Annotated in this window: 15 protein-coding genes; 6 read left to right on the forward strand and 9 right to left on the reverse strand. The window is 71.7% G+C overall.

The window, feature by feature from the left end:
* Positions 1-252 precede the first annotated feature (252 nt).
* Positions 253-1,350: a phosphatase PAP2 family protein gene (locus tag OG373_RS29900; protein ID WP_405441441.1), complete on the reverse strand. Its 1,098-nt coding sequence runs from the start codon at positions 1,348-1,350 to the stop codon at positions 253-255.
* Between the two features lie 242 nt (positions 1,351-1,592).
* Positions 1,593-2,708 (reverse strand): hypothetical protein, encoded by a 1,116-nt coding sequence (locus OG373_RS29905; RefSeq protein WP_405441442.1) that lies wholly within the window; start codon positions 2,706-2,708, stop codon positions 1,593-1,595.
* Between the two features lie 293 nt (positions 2,709-3,001).
* Between OG373_RS29905 and OG373_RS29910 the strand changes: the two genes are divergently transcribed.
* Positions 3,002-4,654 (forward strand): MFS transporter, encoded by a 1,653-nt coding sequence (locus tag OG373_RS29910; protein WP_405441444.1) that lies wholly within the window; start codon positions 3,002-3,004, stop codon positions 4,652-4,654.
* A 240-nt stretch (positions 4,655-4,894) separates the two neighbouring features.
* Positions 4,895-6,064 carry an acyl-CoA dehydrogenase family protein gene (locus OG373_RS29915; RefSeq protein ID WP_405441445.1) on the forward strand — a complete coding sequence of 390 codons (1,170 nt, stop codon included), beginning with the start codon at positions 4,895-4,897 and terminating at the stop codon, positions 6,062-6,064.
* A gap of 9 nt (positions 6,065-6,073) precedes the next feature.
* On the opposite strand, the gene OG373_RS29920 is transcribed toward OG373_RS29915, so the two are convergent.
* Positions 6,074-6,523 carry a cell division protein SepF gene (locus OG373_RS29920; RefSeq protein WP_052875748.1) on the reverse strand — a complete coding sequence of 150 codons (450 nt, stop codon included), beginning with the start codon at positions 6,521-6,523 and terminating at the stop codon, positions 6,074-6,076.
* A gap of 284 nt (positions 6,524-6,807) precedes the next feature.
* On the opposite strand from OG373_RS29920, the gene OG373_RS29925 reads away from it, so the two are divergent.
* The 4 genes from OG373_RS29925 (at position 6,808) to OG373_RS29940 (ending at position 10,581) form a co-directional block, all read left to right on the forward strand.
* On the forward strand, positions 6,808-8,088 hold the full coding sequence (locus tag OG373_RS29925; protein ID WP_405441446.1) for a DUF5685 family protein: 1,281 nt from the start codon (positions 6,808-6,810) through the stop codon (positions 8,086-8,088).
* 77 nt (positions 8,089-8,165) lie between these two features.
* Complete coding sequence (locus OG373_RS29930) at positions 8,166-8,981, forward strand: DUF1684 domain-containing protein (RefSeq protein ID WP_405441447.1); 816 nt, start codon at positions 8,166-8,168, stop codon at positions 8,979-8,981.
* 135 nt (positions 8,982-9,116) lie between these two features.
* A complete protein-coding gene (locus tag OG373_RS29935) occupies positions 9,117-10,004 on the forward strand; it encodes a S1 family peptidase (protein ID WP_405441448.1) in 888 nt (295 codons plus the stop codon).
* A 97-nt stretch (positions 10,005-10,101) separates the two neighbouring features.
* A complete protein-coding gene (locus tag OG373_RS29940) occupies positions 10,102-10,581 on the forward strand; it encodes a hypothetical protein (RefSeq protein ID WP_405441450.1) in 480 nt (159 codons plus the stop codon).
* A 35-nt stretch (positions 10,582-10,616) separates the two neighbouring features.
* Here the strand turns inward: OG373_RS29940 and OG373_RS29945 are convergent, their stop codons facing one another.
* From OG373_RS29945 to fxsA, 6 genes are all read right to left on the reverse strand, one after another.
* Positions 10,617-11,513 (reverse strand): DUF4231 domain-containing protein, encoded by an 897-nt coding sequence (locus OG373_RS29945; RefSeq protein WP_405441451.1) that lies wholly within the window; start codon positions 11,511-11,513, stop codon positions 10,617-10,619.
* Positions 11,514-11,595: 82 nt separating this feature from the next.
* Complete coding sequence (gene fxsT / locus OG373_RS29950) at positions 11,596-15,585, reverse strand: FxSxx-COOH system tetratricopeptide repeat protein (RefSeq protein WP_405441452.1); 3,990 nt, start codon at positions 15,583-15,585, stop codon at positions 11,596-11,598.
* A complete protein-coding gene (locus OG373_RS29955; protein WP_397736117.1) occupies positions 15,569-16,981 on the reverse strand; it encodes a TIR-like protein FxsC in 1,413 nt (470 codons plus the stop codon). Before OG373_RS29955 ends, fxsT begins: the two co-directional genes overlap by 17 nt.
* Positions 16,982-17,024: 43 nt before the next feature.
* Positions 17,025-17,759: an aminoglycoside N(3)-acetyltransferase gene (locus OG373_RS29960; RefSeq protein ID WP_405444256.1), complete on the reverse strand. Its 735-nt coding sequence runs from the start codon at positions 17,757-17,759 to the stop codon at positions 17,025-17,027.
* Between the two features lie 119 nt (positions 17,760-17,878).
* Complete coding sequence (gene fxsBH, locus OG373_RS29965; RefSeq protein ID WP_405441453.1) at positions 17,879-20,131, reverse strand: radical SAM/SPASM protein FxsBH, inactivated beta-hydroxylase extension form; 2,253 nt, start codon at positions 20,129-20,131, stop codon at positions 17,879-17,881.
* A 29-nt stretch (positions 20,132-20,160) separates the two neighbouring features.
* A complete protein-coding gene (fxsA, locus tag OG373_RS29970) occupies positions 20,161-20,325 on the reverse strand; it encodes an FxSxx-COOH cyclophane-containing RiPP peptide (protein ID WP_209468431.1) in 165 nt (54 codons plus the stop codon).
* Positions 20,326-20,710: the final 385 nt, after the last annotated feature.

A 20,710-nucleotide genomic window follows, 5' to 3' on the forward strand; every position in this document is an offset into this window, starting at 1 on the left:
ACCAGTGCGGTCGCGGCAATCCCGGACATGAATTCCGCAGGCTCCGGGCCGAATTCGAAACCGTCCGCATCCCGGGCGTGTCGCGGACCGGTAAACAATTTGCGGCTGTAGATATTCTGTGACACAAGCGTGACCCGGGACGGACGAACGTCCGGGCGTGGCGCTGACGAACGGCGAAGGCGGGCCGGGTCCGAGGACCCGGCCCGCCTTCGTGTCGCGGGGGTGAGGTGGTGCGTACCGTCCCCCGTCCGGTCAGCCGCCGGCGACCGGACGGGCCGCGGTCCCGCGGGCGGTGGCCCGGTCGGTGTGTGCCGGGCGGCGGCTGCCGGCCGGGGTGACCGGGGTCCGCTCGGAGCGGATCACATGCGGCCGGCCGGCCGGGTGCACGGTGGCCCGGGGTGCCGAGGAGTGCACGGCGACGACGGCCGCCACGGTCGTGGCCGCCGCGGACGTCGCGGCGGTGGCCGCCACGCCGGCCGGTACGGACTGCGGGACCGGCTCCCCGGCGGCGGGTCGCAGCTGCCACTTGCCGCCCGCCGAGAGCAGCGGGGTGAGCGCGGAGACGACCGGCGCGGGCATCCGTCCGGTCTCGGCGCGGCGGCGCAGCAGTTCGCGCAGGTCGAAGACGTAGGCCTCGGTCCGGGCGATGAGCGGTTCGAACCAGGGGAGGGCCAGCAGGATCAGCAGGCCCGCGGACCACCCCAGCAGGACATCGCTGACCCAGTGGGTACCCAGGTACACGGTGGTGGCGCCGACGCTCAGCGAGACGACGGCGGACACGATGGACAGCACCCGCCGGGTGACCCCGGTCGAGGCCAGATAGGCCAGGATTCCCCAGGTCACAACGGCGTTGGCGGTGTGGCCGGAAGGGAATATATCGCCACCGGCGAAGAGTTCCGCGGATCCGATCTCCGTGGCGTAGTGCGGGCCGAGCCGGCCGAGGCCGAGCTTGACGGCCCCGACGGTGACGTTGAGCAGCAGCAGCGCGACGCCGAGGGTGATCAGCGGGCGGAGGGTGTGCTGCCGCCAGGAGCGCCAGCCGAGCCAGGCGGCGACCATGACCGCGGTGGGTCCGCGCTGGCCGAGTACGACGAGGTAGTCGAGGAAGGCGTGCAGTTGCGGCCACTGCTCGTAGGGCCGGAAGAACATGATCTGCCAGTCCAGCCGGACCAGCCAGGAAGTGGTCAGTACGGCAACCACGATTGCGAGATAGAACGCGAGGGTCGATCCCAGGAGCACGACGCGGTGCCGGCTCATCTGCGGTGTTTGCAGATGAGCCGGTCGCTCTGGTTCCCGGTCCAGCCGGGCGAACACCCGCTCCAGACGGGTCAGGATTTGGTCGGTACGCACTCAATCGACGTTACCGCCCGCCGCTGGTCGGCCCGGGCGAATCGCGGGCTTTGTGATGACCATGTGATGTGGAGTTGGTCTCACGCGGGACTTAATTCCCGCTATTTCGACTGCGGTTGGGCCCTTCTTGATCCACTGCTTCGAGAAATTGTTTCAGCCACTTATCCGGACTTTATTGCCCTACGGGTCATTTCTTTTGCTGAAAGATGTATGGGAATGATCCATTCCGTGACATGCCGGCCCTATGGAGGACCCGAGCCGTTCAGCCAGAACGCCCCGTAGACCGCCGAGGCCACGGCCAGCGCGCCCACCACCGACACCGCCCACCCGGTCCGCCGGCGCGCCAGCGCCACTGCGGGCGGCAGCATCAAGGGGAAGGCAGGCAGCAGCAGCCGCGGCTTGGAGCCGAAGTACCCCGACGCGCACAGCGCCAGCGCCACGACGATCCCGCAGTACACGAGCAGCGGCACCGGCTGCCGCTGCCGGACGCACTTCCCGTACAGCCAGAGCACCAGCACGACCCCCGCGATCAGTCCCACCCCGGCGAGGAACGCCGACGAGGCCAGCTTCGCCCCGACGAACCGCGCGAACGCCCAGCCGCCGTCGAAGCCGTTCCCCCAGCCGCCCTGCACGTCCAGGTAGCCGAGCAGCCCGCCCCCGGTGCGCGCCCCGACCCACAGCACGTACGCCGCCGCGCCCGCCGGAGCCAGCAGCGCGCCCGCGACCGTCCGCCAGGACCGCTCCCCGCGCCGCCAGGCCAGTACGGCGGCCACCCATACCGCCGCGACCACCGCCGCACCGACCGGGCGGGTCAGCCCGGCCCCGGCCGCGAGCAGCCCGGCCGTCAGCCACCGGCCGCGCAGGGCCCCGTAGAGCGCCCAGGCGGCCAGGGCGGTGAACAGCGACTCGCTGTACGCCATGGACTGCACGATCCCGACGGGCAGCGCCGCCCACACCGCGACCGCGAACACCCCGGCCCGGCGGCCGTGGACCAGATCGGCCACCGCGAAGATCCCCCAGGCCGCGGCGAGGCCCGCGACCACCGACACCACCAGCCCCGCGGAGCCGTACGAGAGCCCGGTCGCAGCCGACACCACCCGTTCCAGCAACGGCAGCAGCGGGAAGAACGCCAGGTTCGAGTGCACGTCCCCGTTCGGGAGGACCACCTCGTACCCGTATCCCTCCGCGGCGATGCGGGCGTACCAGAGCGAGTCCCAGCGGGCCGACAGCAGCGTGTGGGGGCTGCTGCCGACCGCCGCGCCCCACACCGCGAGCACCGTCAGCCCGAGCAGCCGGACCGCGGCGAAGACGGCCAGTGCGGGCGCGGCCCGGCGAAATCCAAGATCCTTCACGGACATGATTATCGGTGGCGCCGGTGAAGTGATCCGCGGGCCGGGGGCGCAGAACCACGGACCGTGAGTACGCGTGTACGCGGAGAAGGGCCGACGGGGAGGCGAGTGGCGCACGCCACACGGGGGCCGCCGGGGGGATGAGAGCTTGACCACGTGTGGCACAGGCGAACTCGCGTACGCTGACCGTTCACTCGCGTGTCGATGCCGGACCCCGTTGGACGCCGCACAGCGCACCACCCCCCGTGGCTCCGCAAGACGCTGGTCCGCCGAGCGCGAGGGATCACCTGGGAGGTACATGCATGTCGGGGACGAACGCGGCCGGAGTCGGGACCCCTTCCCCCTGGCAGCGGATCGGCGCGGCCTCCGGCGGGGTCAACCGCTGGGTCGTCCTGGCGGTCCTCTGCGTCAGCCTGGTCCTCGTCGCGCTCGACGCGACGATCCTGCACGTCGCCGTCCCCTCCGTCACCGAGGACCTGCGCCCCGGCTCGATCGAGCTCCTCTGGATCGTCGACGCCTACCCGCTGGTCTGCGCCTCGCTGCTGATCCTCTTCGGCACCCTCGGTGACCGCGTCGGCCGCCGCCGCATCCTCCTCCTCGGCTACGGACTCTTCGGCGTCGCCTCCGCGATAGCGGCCCTCGCCGACAACGCCCAGGTCCTCATCGCCGCGCGCGCCCTGCTCGGCATCGGCGGCGCGATGATCATGCCCGCCACCCTGTCGATCCTGCGCCAGGTCTTCCCCGACCGGCGCGAGCGGGCGCTCGCCATCGGCATCTGGACCGCCGTCGCCGCCGTCGGCGCGGCCAGCGGCCCGGTGCTCGGCGGCTTCCTCGTCCAGCACTTCTGGTGGGGCTCCGTCTTCCTCATCAACATCCCGCTGATGGCACTGATCCTGCCGCTCGGACGCTGGCTGCTGCCGGAATCGCGCGGCGCCGCCGACGGGCCGTGGGACGTACTCGGCGCGCTGATGGCCGCCGGCGGTGTGCTCGGCGCGGTGCTCGGCATCAAGCGGCTCGGCGCCGAGCGCCGGCTCCTCGACGCCGAGGCACTGATCCCGCTGCTGGTCGGCGTGGTGCTGCTGGTGCTGTTCGTCCGCCGGCAGAGGCGGCGCGAGCACCCGCTGATCGACATCCGGATGTTCTCGCGGGCCGCCTTCTCCACGTCGGTCGCCTGCATCGTGCTGGCGATGCTGGCGCTGGTGGGCCTGGAGCTGATCGCCGTCCAGTACCTCCAGCTGGTGCTGCAGCTCAGCCCGCTGGAGACCGGCCTGCGGCTGCTGCCGCTGACCTTCGCCGCGATGGCCGCGGGCGCCACCGGCTCGTACACCCTGAACCGGATCGGGCCGCGCACGATGGTGTCCGTGGGCTTCGTCCTGACCGCCTTCGCCGTGCTGCTGCTGACACTGATGGGCCAGCACGACCGGCCGCTCCTGCTGACCATCGGCTTCATCCTGCTCGGCTTCGGACTGCAGACCACGCTGTTCGCGGCGTACGAGTCGATGCTGAGCGAGGCTCCGGCCGACACCGCGGGCGGCGCGGCGTCGATCGGCGAGACCTCGTACCAGCTGGGCGCGGGCATCGGCATCGCGCTGCTGGGCAGCGTGATGAACGCGGCGTACCGGCCGGGGCTGGTCGGGGTGCCGGGGGTGTCGGCGGCGGATTCCGCGGGCGCGGCGAATTCTCTGGGCGAGGCCTATCAGATCGCCGCGCACCTCGGGGGGCCGGCGGGGGCCTCGCTGTACGCCGCGGCGCGGCAGTCGTTCGTGCACGGGCTGCACGTGACCCTGCTGGTGAGCGCGGGGTTGTTGGTGGCGGGGGCCGTGATGGCGCTGAAGCTGCCGCGGGCGATGGATTGCGGGGCGGTGGAGCCGCTGCCCGGCGGCGAGGCGGTGCGGTTGCCCGCGCAGGCGAAGGGTGAGGCGGCGCGGCAGACCCCGGTCGAGCAGGCGGGCTGACGCTGACACCGCCGGGTGCGGCGCCGTTGCCGGGGGCGCTGCCCCCGGACCCCCGCTCCTCAAACCCCGGCGAGGCCGAAAGGGCGCCTCGAGCGCCGGCCGGACCGGAAGAGCGCTTCGGCGAGGCTGGAGCAGCGGCTCCGACAAGTGGGGCTGGATTTGCCCGGCGGGGGCTAATAGCGTCGGCCGAGCGCAAAAACTTGCGCCGCTAGGTTCCTGCTCAGGCCGCCGGGAGGCCCCGTGTCCTTCGTTCCCACCGATCCGCTCGGGCTCGACGAGCTCCTCGGGCCCGAGGACCTCGCCGTCCGGGACACCGTGCGTGCCTGGGCCGCCGACCGGGTGCTGCCGAACATCGCGCAGTGGTACGAGAACGGCGAGCTGCCCGGGATCCGGGAACTGGCACGGGAGCTCGGCGCCATCGGGGCGCTCGGGATGTCCCTCCAGGGGTACGGGTGCGCGGGCGCCAGTGCCGTGCAGTACGGGCTCGCCTGCCTGGAGCTGGAGGCCGCCGACTCCGGGATCCGCTCGCTCGTGTCGGTGCAGGGTTCGCTCGCCATGTACGCGATCTGGAAGTACGGCTCCGAGGAGCAGAAGCAGCGCTGGCTGCCCGGTATGGCCGCGGGCGAGCTGATCGGCTGCTTCGGGCTGACCGAGCCCGATGTGGGATCGGACCCCGCGGCGATGCGGACCTATGCCAAGCGCGACGGCACCGACTGGGTGCTGAACGGCCGCAAGATGTGGATCACCAACGGTTCCGTGGCGGCGGTCGCCGTGGTGTGGGCGCAGACCGACGACGGGATCCGCGGCTTCGCGGTGCCCACCGACACCCCCGGGTTCTCCGCGCCGGAGATCAAGCACAAGTGGTCGCTGCGGGCCAGCGTCACCAGCGAGCTGGTGATGGACGACGTACGGCTGCCCGCGGACGCGGTGCTGCCGCTGGTCACCGGGCTCAAGGGGCCGCTCGGCTGCCTCAGCCACGCGCGGTACGGGATCATCTGGGGATCCATGGGCGCGGCACGGGCCAGTTTCGAGTCCGCGCTCGACTACGCGAGGACGCGGGAGCAGTTCGGCAAGCCGATCGGCGGTTTCCAGCTCACCCAGGCCAAGCTGGCGGACATGGCCCTGGAACTCCACAAGGGCATCCTGCTCGCCCACCACCTGGGCCGGCGGATGGACGCGGGTACCCTGCGGCCGGAGCAGATCAGCTTCGGCAAGCTCAACAACGTCCGCGAGGCCATCGAGATCTGCCGTACCGCGCGGACCATCCTCGGTGCCAACGGGATCTCCCTCGAATATCCCGTCATGCGGCACGCCACCAACCTCGAATCGGTCCTCACCTACGAGGGCACCGTCGAGATGCACCAGCTGGTGCTGGGCAAGGCGCTCACCGGGCTGGACGCCTTCCGGTGAGAGCCCTGCTCAGCTCTGGTTGAAGAAGTCGCGAGAGCGGCCGCCCGCTTCGCCGCTGACGATCTGGGTGTCGGCCGGGGTCAGGAGGAAGACCCTGGTCGCCACCCGCTCGATCGATCCGCGCAGCCCGAAGGTCAGTCCGGCCGCGAAGTCGACGACGCGCTTCGCGTCGCCCGGGTCCATCGACGACAGGTTGACGATCACCGGCACCCCGTCGCGGAACAGCTCGCCGATCCCCCGTGCGTCACGGAAGCCGTCCGGGGTGACCGTCGCGATACGACGGCCGTGCTCCACGGCCGACTCGGAGGCCACCCGCACCCGGGGGTCGGTGACCCACTGCTCGCCGGGGCCGGCCACCGAACCCTGGGCGGCCTCCGCGTAGTCGTCGTCGTAGTAGCGCTCGTCGTCGCTGTCCTCCACGAGACCCAGCCAGGCACTCGCCTTGCGCACCGAACCCATGGACTGCCTCCTTTCACCGCGGTCAGTCTGTCTTCTCTCCGCTGCCCCTATGCTCGTCCATGATGCTGACAACGCGCCAAGTGGATAGTCGCCGCGCAGGGGTTTCGTGACGGTACTGGTGCAGAACATCCGTTGCACGGTCAAGGATCCTGATGGCTACCACTGCTGACTGAGTGAAAATACGACCGCTGCCGCCTTACGGGTGAGCGATGCGGACGTACGGGTGAAACACGCGGGTCGATACGATGCCCGGCAAGCACGCGTACGACACACGGGGGAACAGCTTGTTCGGCATCGTCAGACCTTGCACGCACCGGTTGGGAGAACGGTTCAAGGCGGAGTGGATGGCCCATTTGTGCGGGCTGTGCCTGGCACTTCGGGGAGACCACGGACAGTTCGCCCGAATCGTTACGAACTATGACGGGCTGCTGGTATCCGTTCTGACGGAGGCTCAGTCCGGTCCGGCGCCCGGTGCCCGGCGCACCGCGGGACCCTGCCCGCTGCGCGGGATGCGCACCGCCTCGGTCGCCCAGGGAGAGGGCGCGCGGCTCGCCGCCGCGGTCTCGCTCGTGCTCGCCTCCGCCAAGGTGCGCGACCACGTCGCCGACCGGGACGGGCTGTTGGCCCGTGCCCCCATAGCCGCGGCCGCACGCAAGGTGGCCCGCGGCTGGGACCGGGCCGGAGCCCGCACCGGAGCCTCGCTCGGCTTCGACACCGCGGTGCTCGTCGATGCCGTGGACCGGCAGGCGGGCATCGAGACGCTGGCCGGCCCGGGCACTCCCGTGCTCGTGGTGACCGAGCCGACGGAGACCGCGACGGCCGCCGCCTTCGCCCATACCGCGCAGCTGGCCGGACGGCCGGGCAACGCCCCGGCGCTGGCCGAGGCGGGCAGGTACTTCGGTCGGCTCGCACACCTGCTGGACGCGGTGGAGGACCAGGGCGCCGACGCCGTCGCGGGCGCCTGGAACCCGCTCACCGCCACCGGCACCTCGCTCACCGAGGCGCGCAGGCTCTGCGACGACGCCCTCCACGGCATCCGGCTGGCACTGCGCGAGGTCGAGTTCACGGACGCGGGGCTCGCCCACCGGCTGCTCGTGCACGAACTGCGCACCTCGGTGGACCGGGCCTTCGGGACCAGCAGCTGCGGCCACACCGCGACGGCCTCCGCCGGGCAGGGCGGCAACCCGTACGCGGGCGGGCCCGCGGTGGAGAGCCCGTACGGCGCGAACCCGTACGGCGGGAATCCGTACGGCGGCAACCCCTACGCCCCGAACGCTCCCCAGGCCCCCGGCGGGCCGGGCATGCCTCCGCCCATGGGGCCCGGTGGCGGTGGCGGTGGCGGTGGGCTGCCCCCGCAGCGGCCGCGCCGCGGGCTGCTGGCGGGCTGCGCGGTGGCCATCGGGCTCTTCTGCACCTGCCAGATGTGCTGCACGGAGTACGAAGGTCCGTGGTCGCGGGAACGGCGCGAGCCGCTCTGTGACGGCTCGGACTGCTGCGACGGCTGCGACTGCTGCAGCAACTGCGGATGCGACGACTGCTGCTGCTGTCCCTGCGACGGCTGCTGAGGGCCTTTCGGATTTCACAGGTCCGGACGGCGTACGCGGGGATTCCCGTCCGGACCGGCGTGGAAGGGCTGAGCGGGATGAGCGACGACGCAGACGATCCGCACGCCGCGTGGCGGACATGGCACGAGCGCAGGGCGGCGGCCGTGTCCGCGCCCTACGGCCCCCTCGCGCTGACCGGAACCTTCTGGCTCGCCGATTACCCGGAAGGTCGAATTCCGGCCGTTCCGGGGCGCTGGCGCGCCACGGAGGCCGGTGCGGTGTCGACCGTCACCGCCGAGGACTCCTGCCGGCTCGACGGCGAGCCCTTCACGGGTGAGGTCGTCCTCGACGCCGACGAGGGCACGCCCGCGCACGCCCGGCTCTCCGCCGGGGCGCTCCGGATCGTCGTGATCCGGCGCGAGGGGGAGTGGGGAGTACGGGTCTTCGACCCCGACTCCGAGGCCCGCCGGGCCTTCACCGGCGTCGAGACCACCCCGTACGACCCCGCCCACGCGCTGCCGGGGCGGTTCCGGCCGTACGCCGAGGACCGGAGCGTCCAGGTGGAGAACGCCGACGGGCGGGCGCGCGGGCTCGGCCCCGGCGGCGAACTGCTCTCCGCCTTCGAGGGCGCCGAGCACCGCCTCCAGGTCGCCGTCGACGCGGACGGCGGCAGCCTCCGGGCCGTCTTCGGGGATGCCACCGGCGGGAGCTCCAGCTACCGCTTCCGCTTCCTGAAGCCCGGCATACCCGACGCGCGAGGCGCGATCACGGTGGACTTCAACCGGTCCCTGCTGCCTCCCTGCGCCTTCGCGGACCACTTCATCTGTCCTTTCCCGCCACCCGGGAACACGCTGCCGTTCGCGGTCGCGGCGGGTGAGCGGAGGCTGAAAGCCGCTCTTGCGACCGGTATCTGACGACAGGACACTCCCGACAGCGCTTGTCAGGGACACGGCCAAAGTTCATGCGCCCGCCGTGCCCCCGGCTGCGCCTCACGGGCTCTGGCACCCCCACGACCGCCGGGCCCCCGACCCTCTCCAGGAGGACGAGAAGTGAGGATCAAGCGCATGACCCGTACCAGGCTGCTCGCGGCGGCCACCGGCCTGGCCGCCGCCGCAGCGCTCGCCGTTCCCACGGCGGCGAGCGCGGACTCCGACCCGGACGGTGGCTTCGGCGCCGACCGGCTCGCCTCGGCCGGCGCATCCGTGCTGCGCGCCGACGTGGCGGGCACCGCCTGGCACACCGACCCCGCCACCGGAACCCTCGTGGTCTCCGCCGACTCCACGGTCTCCCAGGCCGGTATCGCGAGAATCAAGCGCGAGGCCGGAGCCGACGTCGGAGCCCTGCGCATCGAACGCATCCCCGGCAAGCTGACCAAGCTGGCCTCCGGCGGCGACGCGATCTACGCGACGAGCTGGCGCTGTTCGCTCGGCTTCAACGTGCGCAGCGGCAGCAACTACTACGCCCTGACCGCCGGACACTGCACCGACGGCGCGGGCACCTGGTGGACCAACTCCGCCCGCACCACCGTCCTCGGCAGCACCACCGGATCCAGCTTCCCGACCAACGACTACGGCCTCATCAAGTACGCGAGCAACACACCGGTCCCCCCGGGGACCGTCGGCAGCCAGGACATCACCAGCGCCGTGAACGCCACCGTCAACATGTCGGTGACCAGGCGCGGCTCCACCACCGGCATCCACAGCGGCCGGGTCACCGGGCTCAACGCCACCGTCAACTACGGCGGCGGCGACATCGTCTACGGCATGATCCGCACCAACGTCTGCGCCGAACCCGGCGACAGCGGCGGCCCGCTCTACTCCGGCACCCGGGCCGTCGGCCTCACCTCGGGCGGCAGCGGCAACTGCTCCTCGGGCGGCACCACCTTCTTCCAGCCCGTGGTCGAGGCCCTCAACGCCTACGGGGTCAGCGTCTACTGACGGTGACTCACGCGCCCCCGTCGCACCCCTGGACGTCCTCCCGCCTTCTGGGAGGATGTTCCGGGCGACCGTGTCCACGGGGGAGGCTGGTTTCTGCATGAAACGCATCGGCGTGACCGGGCACCGAGCCATTCCGGACTCGGTGCTCGGCCATGTGGAGGACGGTCTGCGAGCCGTCCTGGGCAGCCACGAAGGACCGTTGGAGGCCCTCTCCAGCCTCGCCGAGGGAGCGGACCAGCTGTTCGCCGCCATCGCGCTGGAACACGGCGCCGGTCTCACCGTGGTGATCCCCAGCGAGGACTACGAGGACGCCTTCGAGGACGCCGGGGCCCTCGCCCGCTACCGGGGTCTCAGGAACCGGGCCACCCAGGAGATCCGGATGGACTTCGCCCGCTCCACGGACGAGGCCTACTACGCCGCCGGCACCTACATCGCCGACTCCTGCGACCGGCTCGTCGCCGTCTGGGACGGGCAGCCCGCCCGCGGGCACGGCGGCACCGCCGAGATCGTCGCCTACGCGCAGGCCCTCGGCAAGCCGGTCACCGTCATCTGGCCCGAGGGCGTGACCCGCGACTGAGCCACGCCCCCACCGGGTCGCGTCGGCGACCGCCCTCAACTGCTGTGCCGCACCAGCCAGTCCGTGTGCTGCGGGGACACGTACCGCTCGGTCTCGTACACCGACGAGGGCCACTGGGACTCGGTGATCGTCGTCTGCATCACGACCATCATCGCCGCCAGATCCTGCTCGATCAGGGTGTGCGCCTCGATCAGCGGATGATGGCGGCGCACCTCGTTCCAGGCGATACCGGCCGCCGCCGCCGCGCTCAGCAGCGCGGTCAGCCTCGGCCCCGGACCCGAACCGAAGGACCCCAGCAGCGCGAACAGCAGGGCCAGACAGGTCACCAGCACGATCGTCCACGACCACAGGTTCGTCGCCCGCCGGGACACCTCCGTCCGCCGCCGGTACCAATTGCGCTGCTCGATCAGCCGGTCCCGTACGTACGTCTCGCGCCGCGCCTGATAGTCCAACCCGCGCAGCCGCTGCATCGCGCCGGTGATCTCCCCGCCCTCCGGCACCGTCCCGGCGGTCCGCGGATCCTCCCAGCCCATCTTCCGCAGCTCGGCCAGACCCGCCTCCAGCCGGGTCCGGTACGTCGCCTCGGGCTCGGCGACCTCGCTGCCGAACGGCGCCCCGTGCACCGCGTACCGCCAGGCCAGGGACTTGATGAACTCCGCCGCACTGCGGTTGAGCTGCCACTGCGGGCGGGCCCGGCGCCGGGTCGCCCGCATGCCCACGACCAGCACCCCCACGTACGAGAGCACGCTCAGCAGCCCGAAGAGGTACATCGAGCCCAGCTTCGGCCCGGCGGGCAGCGCGGCGGCCGCCGCGGCAGCGACCAGCAGCAGCAACTGGGCGCGCGTGGCCTGGGTGGACTCCCGCTGCCGGGAGATCGCCGCCTGGTCGGTGTGGTGGAAGAGGGCCGGCAGGTCCTCGTTTCGAAAGGTCATGCTGTCGGTCACAGCGCCCCCCTGCTGTCGGGTGGCGGGCGGCGGGACCCGCGGTCGCGGAGCCCCGCCGCCCTCCGTCGGATCAGACCGCGAGAGGCTCCAGGTCGCGGTGGACCCGCCGCTCGTCGCGCGCGTAACGGGCCAGGCTGTGGTCCTCACCGAGCAGCCGGGTCAGCTCGGACACCGCCTCCGCCCGCAGCCGGGCCGCCTCCTCCTTGCGGCCCATCGAGTCCAGGCTGATCGCCATGTTGGAGCTGCTCGCCAGGGTCTCCGGATGGTGCGCCCCGAGCGCCTCGCGCAGCCGCATCACCGCGAGCCGCTCCAGCTCCAGGGCGCCCTCCGGATCACCCAGATCGGCCCGGGTGTTGGCCAGGTTGAGATGGGCGAAGACGGTGTGCGGGTGGTTGTCGCCGAGTACGTCCCGCATGCCCCGTATCGTCTGGCGCAGCATCGTCTCCGCCGTCTCCGCCGCACCCGTGCCCCAGTGGAAGACGGCCAGGTTGTTCACCGCTGCCAGGGTGTACGGATGCCGCTCGCCCGGCACCTTCATGTACTCGTCCACCACCTCCTGCGCCAGGTCCCGCGCCCCGCCCGGGTCCCCGGTCGCGAACAGGTCCGAGGCAAGGTTGAGCTCGCAGGACAGCAGGTCGGGGTTGACGGAGGTGTACTTGGCCCGGTAGCGGGCCCGGGTGGCCGTGGTCAGCCGCAGGGCGTCCTCCAGCTGACCGGCCCGGCGCAGCGACACGGCCAGGTTCTTCGCGGCCGACAGGGTGCCGGGGAAGGCCCGCCCCAGAGTCCGCTTGTAGGTCTCGTACGTCCGGCTGAGCAGCTGCACCGAGTCCTCGTACCGGCCCACCTCCCGCAGGTCGCGGGCCAGGTTCTGCGCGGAGGACAGGGTGTACGGGTGCTCCGGCCCGAGCACCTCCGTGCGCAGGTCGTGCACCTCCTGGTCGATCTCGCGGGCCCTGGTGTACTGCCCCACCAGCCGCAGGTTCAGCGCCAGGTTGTTCGCGGCGGCCAGCGTGCGCGGGTGCGCCTCGTGGAAGATCTGGCTGAAGCCCTCGTGCGCGTCGGTCGCCAGCTCCATCGCCTGCCCGTACTGGCCCAGCGCGCCCAGGGTGTTGGCCAGACCGCTCATGGTCATGTACGTGTGCGGGTGCGAGGGACCGAGCACGGCGCGCTGCCGCTCCAGCGTGACCTCGTCCAGCTCCTTCGCCTCCACGAACCGTCCCTGCGAGCGCAGGATGTTCGACAGGTGGAAGCGCAGGTACAGGTACTGGAGGTCGTCGTTGCCCAGCATCTCCTTCCAGGACTCCCGCAGCTCCTCGCCGAGGGAGTACGCGGCCTTGAAGTCCCCGCGCTTCCAGAGGTAGCGCACCCGGTCGATCAGCAGCCGGCGCGTCTCCGGCTCCTTGCAGAACCGGGCCTCGGACGGGGTCAGGTGCGACCAGATGGTGTTGAACCGCGGCCACGTCTCCGGATTGTCGATCGGCTCGTCGTCGTCCGGGCGGGCGCCGGCCAGGATCCGGTGGACCGCGTGCCGCGCCTCCCGCTGCTCCTCCTCGGTCAGCTGGGCCCGGATCACCGCCTGCACCAGCCGGTGCACCTGGATGCTGTTGCTGACCTGGTCGACCTTGGCCAGCGCGAACCGGCCGATCTCCCGGATCACCCGGCCGAGCACCAGCTTCTCCTGCAGCGAGGAGTCGTAGGGCTTGAGGGCGTCGATCATCTCCTTGCTGTACAGCAGGTTCGCGGAGATCGGCTCCGGCGCGAGGAAGGCGCAGAGCTGGAGCAGCCGGACCGCGGCCGGGGAGCGGGACTGCAGCCGCTCGATGGAGATGTTCCAGGTGGCGGCCACCGGCTCCGGGTAGCCGGGCGGCTGGTTCAGGGCCAGCACGCGGGCGGCCTGCTGGGCCAGCTGCTCGATGTACGCGGACACCGGCGTCGCCGTCTCCGCTATCCAGGCACCCGCCTGCTCGACGGCCAGCGGCAGGTCGCCCACCGCCACCGCCACCTGCTCGGCGTCGTCCTTGCTGAGCCCGGGGGCCCGGCGCTGGAGGTGCTCGATGGACTCCTCGCGCAGGAACACGTCCACCGGCAGCGCGTCACCGTACTGCGACCAGGACTGGTTGCGGGAGGTCACCAGGACATGGCCCGGACCGCCCGGCGGGAAGAACCGCTTGAGCGTCTCCGGATCGTCCGCGTTGTCGAAGACCAGCAGCCAGCGGGAGGAGGGAACCCCGCGCCGCAGCAGGTCGATCGCCTCCTGGGAGGCCGCCGCCATGTCCTCACCGGTCTGCGCGCCCAGCCGGACCGCCAGCTCCGCGAGGGCCGCGACCACGTCGTCGGTCTGCTCCGAGGAGATCCACCACACCAGGTCGTAGTCGGCCATGAACCGGTGCACGTACTCCAGCGCCACCTGGGTCTTGCCGACGCCACCGAGCCCGAACAGGGTCTGCGGCTGCGGCAGCACCACCGCCATGCCCCCGCCGAGCTGGTCGCGCATCCGCTCCAGGACGATGCTGCGCCCGGTGAACCCGGGGTTGCGGGGCGGCGCGTTCCAGATCTTCGGGACGGTCCCCGGGAAGCGGGGGCCGGGCTGGGACGCGCTGTTGAGGCTGTCGGGCAGGGCCATGGGCCGCTCCACCGCACGCAGCAGGGCGGTGGTGGCGTGCACCTCGTCGAGCCGGAAGAGGTCCACCGGGTTGCGGTCGATGTACGGCGTGGACAGCCGTACGTCCCCCACCCTCAGCGGCACCAGCTGGCGCCGGCCCCCGGTGGGGTCCTCGGCAGCCGCGCGCTCCCACACGTCCACGGCCCGGGCGGACTTGAGGTAGGCCGTGGAGAGCAGCACCACGGTCCGGGCGGCGGTGTCGATGCTGATGCCCGCGCCGCCGAGGGTGTCCCCGACGGTCGCTCCCGGTGCCCGCTCGGCCGAGACGTCCTTGGGTACGACCCTGAAGCCGGCCCGGGTGAGCACCGACTCGATCCAGTCGGCCCACATCCGGTTCTCGGCGACGTAGGACAGGAACAGGTCGGCGGGCAGCGCCGGGCGGCGCCGGGTGAACGCGTCCCTGATGCGCAGCCGGACCTCCTCGCCGATGACCGGCATGGAGGTGATCCGGCCCTCGGTGACCACGGCGGTGAGCCGCTCGAAGGCGGAGAGCAGGGAGTTGGTGAGCCCCGCCTCGTCGCCGAAGGTGGCCAGCGTCTCCTCGTAGGCGTAGTAGGGGCGGTACGGGATCTCCACCGCGCCCCAGTAGGAGGTGAGCTCGTCCCCGACCAGGCCGCTCGGGAAGCGGTCGAACTTGATCCGGGCCAGCGCCCGGCCGGCGTCGGCCTTCTCCTTCTCGCCCTCGTCGATGCGCATCGGCACCGGGTAGATCTTGATGCCGCGGTCGTTGAACCGCTCGTCGATCTGCCGGGCGACGGACGCGGCGCCGTCGATGGACTGGTCGGACAGGGTGAAGCAGTCGACGAGGATGTCCGGGAGGTGGACCGTGCAGATGTCCGCGATGTCTGACAGGCCGGTGCGGCTGTCGATCAGGACGTAGTCGTAGTTCCGCTTCATGTCGGCGCGTAATGCGTCGAAGAAGAGCCCGCCGCCGAGCCGGTCGTAGAAGTTGTCCCAGTCGAAGGTGGAGACGGTCGCCGAGTACTCGCGGTTCTGCCGGCCCGCCGAGACGAAGTCCAGGGTGCCGCCGTCCGGGAACTCCCAGCCGTGGGTCTCCGGGGTGAGCGAGACGGCGTGCGGCTGTATCCGCGCGTAGTCCTTGTGCCAGTCGTCGGGCCGCTGCACCGGGCTGGTCGCCGCCCACGCGTACTCGCTGATCAGGTCGATGACCCCGGTGGTGGCCCCGAGGGTGGAAGGGTCCAGGAAGGGGTGGAAGAAGCGGTGCAGGCCGGGCGCCTCCAGGTCCCAGTCCACGGCGAGGACCCGCTTGCCGTTGGCGGCCAGGATCCAGGCCGTGTTGGCCAGCGCCATGGTGCGGCCCGTGCCGCCCTTGTACGAATAGAAGGTGACGATGCGTCCGTCACGGCTGTCGCTGTCGCTGTCACTGCTCGCTGTCATCCGCGTCCCCCCGGTCGGTGTCGTTGTCGTCGTTGTCGTGGAGGCCGGCCCCCGCCGGCCCGGTCCGGTGCCGGTCGGAATCGGGCGGGAAAGGGACACGGGGCGATGGCGGCCCGGGTGGCCCGTTCATCCCCATCGGACCGAGCAGCCGGGGTCGTTCGATGGAGGTGTCGCCCTTCGGCGGATACGGCTGCGCGTGTCTGAGGAACTGCTGGGCGGCGGCCTCGACCACCTGCGGCAGGATCTGACCGAGGGTCTCCACGTTGGCCACGCCGTTGGCGGCGGCCCGGCAGGCGGCCCGGCCCTGGCTCATCGTCTTCGGCATGGTGGCCTCCAGCCGGTCGGCCAGCTCGCTCTCCTTCGTCCGGCTCTGGTGGTCGTACCGGTTCCACGGCACGACCACGTTGATCCACGGCCGGGGGTCCCGGTCGAAGGCGGCCAGCCGCTGCCGCCGGTCCTCGTCCTCCACCGCCCAGCGGTCGACGATCAGGATCTCCGGCCGGGTCGGCAGCTGTTTACCGTCGAGGTGTCCGGCCTCGTCGTCGAAGGAGGACATGCTCGTCTGGTAGTTGAGGTTCTTGACCAGGTCCTCGGCGACGTACGCGATGGGCCGCTGGGCGACCGGGTGGTACGGGTTCCACTCCAGCGCGGTGTCCCCGTAGTACTCGGGGGTGCGGCCCTCGGGCAGTTCGTGCCGGGAGGCGGCGGCCACGGTGACGTGCAGGGTGCGGGCGGGGCTGCCGCTGGAGCCGAAGGCACTGGGTACGTTGCGGTAGTCCAGCGGGCGGATGGGTTCCAGGTGGGCGGTCTCGGCGACCTGGACGATGCGACGGGCGAGTTCGTACACCGCCTGCTCGTACTGCTCGGCGTAGCCGCGCAGTTTGATCAGCCCGTACAGGCCGTCGGTGACGTAGCGCTCCCCGAAGGTGTTGTGGTTGAACTGCAACCGCTCGGCAGGACCCGGGAGTTGCTCCGGCGGGACCGGCACCCATAATGCGGGCACGATGGCCTCGGCCGGTGTGTTGCGGACCGCGCCGTGCTGGACGGCGCGCTGCGCGAAGGCGAACCATTCCTTCCCGCACATCTCGCTCGCGAAGTACCGCGGCGAGAACAGGGGAACGAAGACACGGCAGTTGGCCAGTGCACGTGCGAGCCGTTCGGACCAGCCCTCGCCGCTGCGTATCTCCCGGTCCATGAACCCGACGTCGTACCCGGCACGCAGATCCGTCAGCGCCATGACGTGTCCGCAGAGGTCACGGAAAAGGCGCTCGACCCACATGTCCGGGTCGGGGCCCCCGGCCCCGAACCTCGGTGTATGTGCGTAACTGAGAAAAAAGTACGGCTCCCCTGTTGCGGGCACACGACCCCCGTCCCGAAGATGCGAGCGAAGAAACATCATTCCGGAGCTGCTTCGCCACATCCCCTCATCGTTCAGTCAATCAGCGTCTGTTTTCGGTCATCCATTCAAGCGCGTGATCGACGGCCTCCGGGAGGGAGAAGAGCATGGTCGACGCGCCTCCCACCCGCCCCCTGCGCACCCGGGAATCCGGGAACGCCTCACCGATCTCCGCGAAATCGCTGTCATCCAGCGCGACGTCCTCGTATGCGGTCCACTCCCCCTCCTGCCGGTGCCTTTGCAGCCCCGGAAGGTTCACCTTCACCACACACTCGTACATGCGCAAGGGGGGCTTCGGAATTCGGTACTCCGCGAGATGGAACGCGGTGCAGACCGAAAACCCCACATTGATCATGAGTACCTGCCCGCCCTCCCAGCACAGTTTCCCCAGGGGCGACTCCTCCCCCAGATGACTTTCGAGACGGTGCCCGGAACAGATCCGTTCCGCGTCCGCCCCGAGGGCGGCGAAGGAGGTCTGCGGGTGGGCGCTGCGCGCCGCGCCCGGCGCGGTGCGGACGGCCTCGGCCAGGGAGCCCATGCCCTGACTCGGGGTGCTCGCCGGGTCGAAGGGGGGCATCCGCTCGCGGAAGGCCCGCACACCGGCCTCGTCCAGGCCGCCGATCCGCTCCAGATGAGCTGCGGAGGTCTTGGAGTTCGCCGGGGTGAACGCGGGGACGACCAGCGTGCCGCGCGGGCCGAGGACACCCGTCAGGGCGTCGCGCAGCAGCTCCGCGCGCAGCCCGGTCCCGCCCAGGGCGGCGTGCACCAGGAGCCGCATGCCGGGGCGGACCCCGAGCAGCCGTAACCGCACGGCCAGCTGGAGGCGGCCGGTGCCGGAGGAGGGGGCGGCGGGGGAGGCAGGGGCAGTGGGGGAGGCGGCCGGGGAGGCGGCGGCACTCACGCGTCGACCGTCTTCAGTTCGTACCGCAGCTCCGCGACCAGCCGCTTGCCGGTGACGGTCAGCTCGGCCGCCTCCGACAGCCGGTCCAGGGCCCGGTGGATCCGGTCCGAGCCGCCCGGCTCGGACGCCGCCGTGGCCCGCCGGTACGCCTCCACCGCCACCCGCTCGTGCACATCGGCCAGCAGCCGGGACACCGGGACCGGCCGCTCCCGCCACGGCGAGCGGTGTTGCCACTGACCGTCCAGCGCATACAGATCGGCCACCTCGGTCAGCGCCCGCAGCCGGGTCCGCCGCCGCCCGGTCAGCAGCGCGAGCGCGGTCTCCCGCACCCCCGCCGCGTACGGGACCCCGAGCGCCCCCGGCCCGTGCCGGCCGGCCTCGCCCCAGCCGCCCGCCCGCGGTCCGCCCGCGAGCGGGGTCAGCGTGGTCAGCCCGGTGGCCGCCGCCCGGGCGAACTCCGGCACCACCTCGTGCAGCAGCGCCCACGCCCGGTCCAGCCTGCCCCGCCACTCCTCGGCCTCGCCCGTGCCGAGGCGGAGCCTGGGCGGGCGGGCGAAGCAGTTGCGGTACGGGTCGAGGTCCTCCAGGGCCACCGGGGCCGCGTCCGGTCCGGGCGACCAGGTGCGTACGGGCTGCCAGCGGGCGTCCCCGGCCGCGGGGCCGAAGCGGTGCTCGGCGCGGCCGTCCCGTACGGCGTACCCCTCGTCGGTGACGTGCAGCGCGGCCCGGCCCTCCGTACCGGGCTCCCCGAGCCGCAGCAGCCCCAGCGTCGGCAGGTACACCTCGCCGTCCCGGTAGGCCACCTCGGCCGGCAGCTCCAGCCCGCCGCGCAGCACGGCCGCGGCGGCCAGGGCGGTCAGCCTGCGCGCCGCCTCCGCGACGTCCGGCGCACCGGTGCGGGCGGCGTCCAGGGCCGCCAGTACCCAGGTCCGGGTGAAGGGGTGGTCCAGTACGGCGGCCAGCGCGTCCGCGCCCGACTCCCCGGCCCGTTCCACGGCGGCCAGCAGCTCCCAGGCGTGCGCCCAGTCCGGGTCGCCGGCGAGGTCCGCGTGCAGCCGGGCCAGCAGGATCCGGGTCAGCTCCTGCTGGGACCGGGTGAGTTCGGCCGGGTCGGACAGCTCCGGCGCGGTCTCCCTCGGCGCGGTGCGGCCCTCGACCCCGTCCACGAGCTCGCGCAGGTCGGTGCAGTAGACGGAGGGGTTGTCGAAGCCGTTCCGCTCGCGGTAGCGGTGAGTGTAGAGCCCGCCGCCGCACGAACGTACGACGGGGCACCGGCGGCACGAGTCGCTGACGCCGGCGAGGCCCAGCTGCCGGGCACGGACCCCGGGATGCGCCGCGACCTGGTCAAACGCGTGGTCGAAGACGTTGAACCCGGTCGCGGCGGCCCCCTCGAAGGCGCTCTTGAGGGAGTCCACCTGCTCCAGGGTCCCGTCGGTCTCGACGACGACGAGGTCGGTGGGCGCGAGGCCGAGCGACTCGGTCAGGCTGGGGCCGCCGCGCAGGGTGGAGAGCAGGGATTCGAAGAGCCGTACGGGCACCGGGCGACCCAGCCGCTCCCAGTGGTCGAAGACCCGCAGCAGCCAGCGCGCGTACGCGTCGGGGGCGCCGTCGGGGCGGGCCGGGGGAGTCTCCCAGGTGGCGTGCGGGAGGAGGAAGTCCACGCGCGGGGGCTCCAGTTCGACCAGCGCGTCCAGGACGGCGACGGGGTCGTTGGCCACGTCCACGGTGCAGAGCAGACCCTGGTACAGATGGCGGTAGGGCTCCGAGCGCAGGAGCGCGACGGCGGCGAGGACCAGCGGGTGGCTCGTACGGCCGTCGGCGAATCGGCGGTGGCGGTCGTTGGCGGCGCGGTCCCCGTCGAGGGAGATGCCGACCCGGACGCCGAACTCGTCGAAGAGGTCGAGGTAACGGCTGCTGAGCTGGAGCCCGTTGGTGTGGACGCGCAGGTCGAGGGCGGCGATTCCGCTGAGCGCGCGGCCGAACTCCTCGCACACGAGGCGGAGCCGGGCGGTACCCGCCAACAGGGGTTCCCCTCCATGGAGGATCACCGTGACGGAGGGGAGTGCATGGTCACGGGCATGTTCGGCGAGCCGCGACGCGGTATGCGAAATAACCTCGGGGGAGATCACTTTCGGCCGGGCTCGCCAGCTCTGATCTGCATGTTCGTAGACATAGCAATGATCACAAGCAAGATCGCATCTGCTGTGAACTTTCAGGACGATCTCGCGAAATGGGATCAGGCCGGTCATTCCACCAGTCTAGAGCGCATACTTCGTTGTCAGAGCGCGGAGTTGAAGATGGGTGCCTGAACCGGACGAGCAGATTCGGCCGGCAGCACGCGACCGAGCGTCGTCGCCGCGGACGCGGAGTGGACGTCGATCTTGGTGAGCGGGACCCGGTGGGCCTTGACCGAGCTGGTCGCGGGGGTCGTTGAAGTGTTCACGGCACCGTCCTTGGGGAAGCCATGTGGAATGGGCATGTGAATGACAAGAGCGTGATGCTGTTGTCAAGCGTGGACTTTACTCGGCCACACCCCATTCGCAACACGAGACATGACGCCTGGTCATGACTTCCCTGCAAAGCGCGGGGATATCCCGAGGTGGCCGAATCAGGAGTTTCCTGCAAAGAAAGATCCTTTTCATCGCCGGGGGACCGGGCGGCGCCCCGGTCGGCCCGGACCTGCGCCGGCCGTACCTCGCTGACCTGGTGCGATGCGAGGGCTTGCCCCGCCGGCCGGGAGTCCGTCCCGCCCGACGCGGAACCGCCCCCGCCGATGGGCGGGAAGGGGGCGGTGACCACTGCGGTGGAGTGGGGCGGTGCGGGGGCAA

It is taken from the genome of Streptomyces avidinii, assembly GCF_045161815.1.
In the GTDB taxonomy this organism is placed as follows: domain Bacteria; phylum Actinomycetota; class Actinomycetes; order Streptomycetales; family Streptomycetaceae; genus Streptomyces; species Streptomyces avidinii.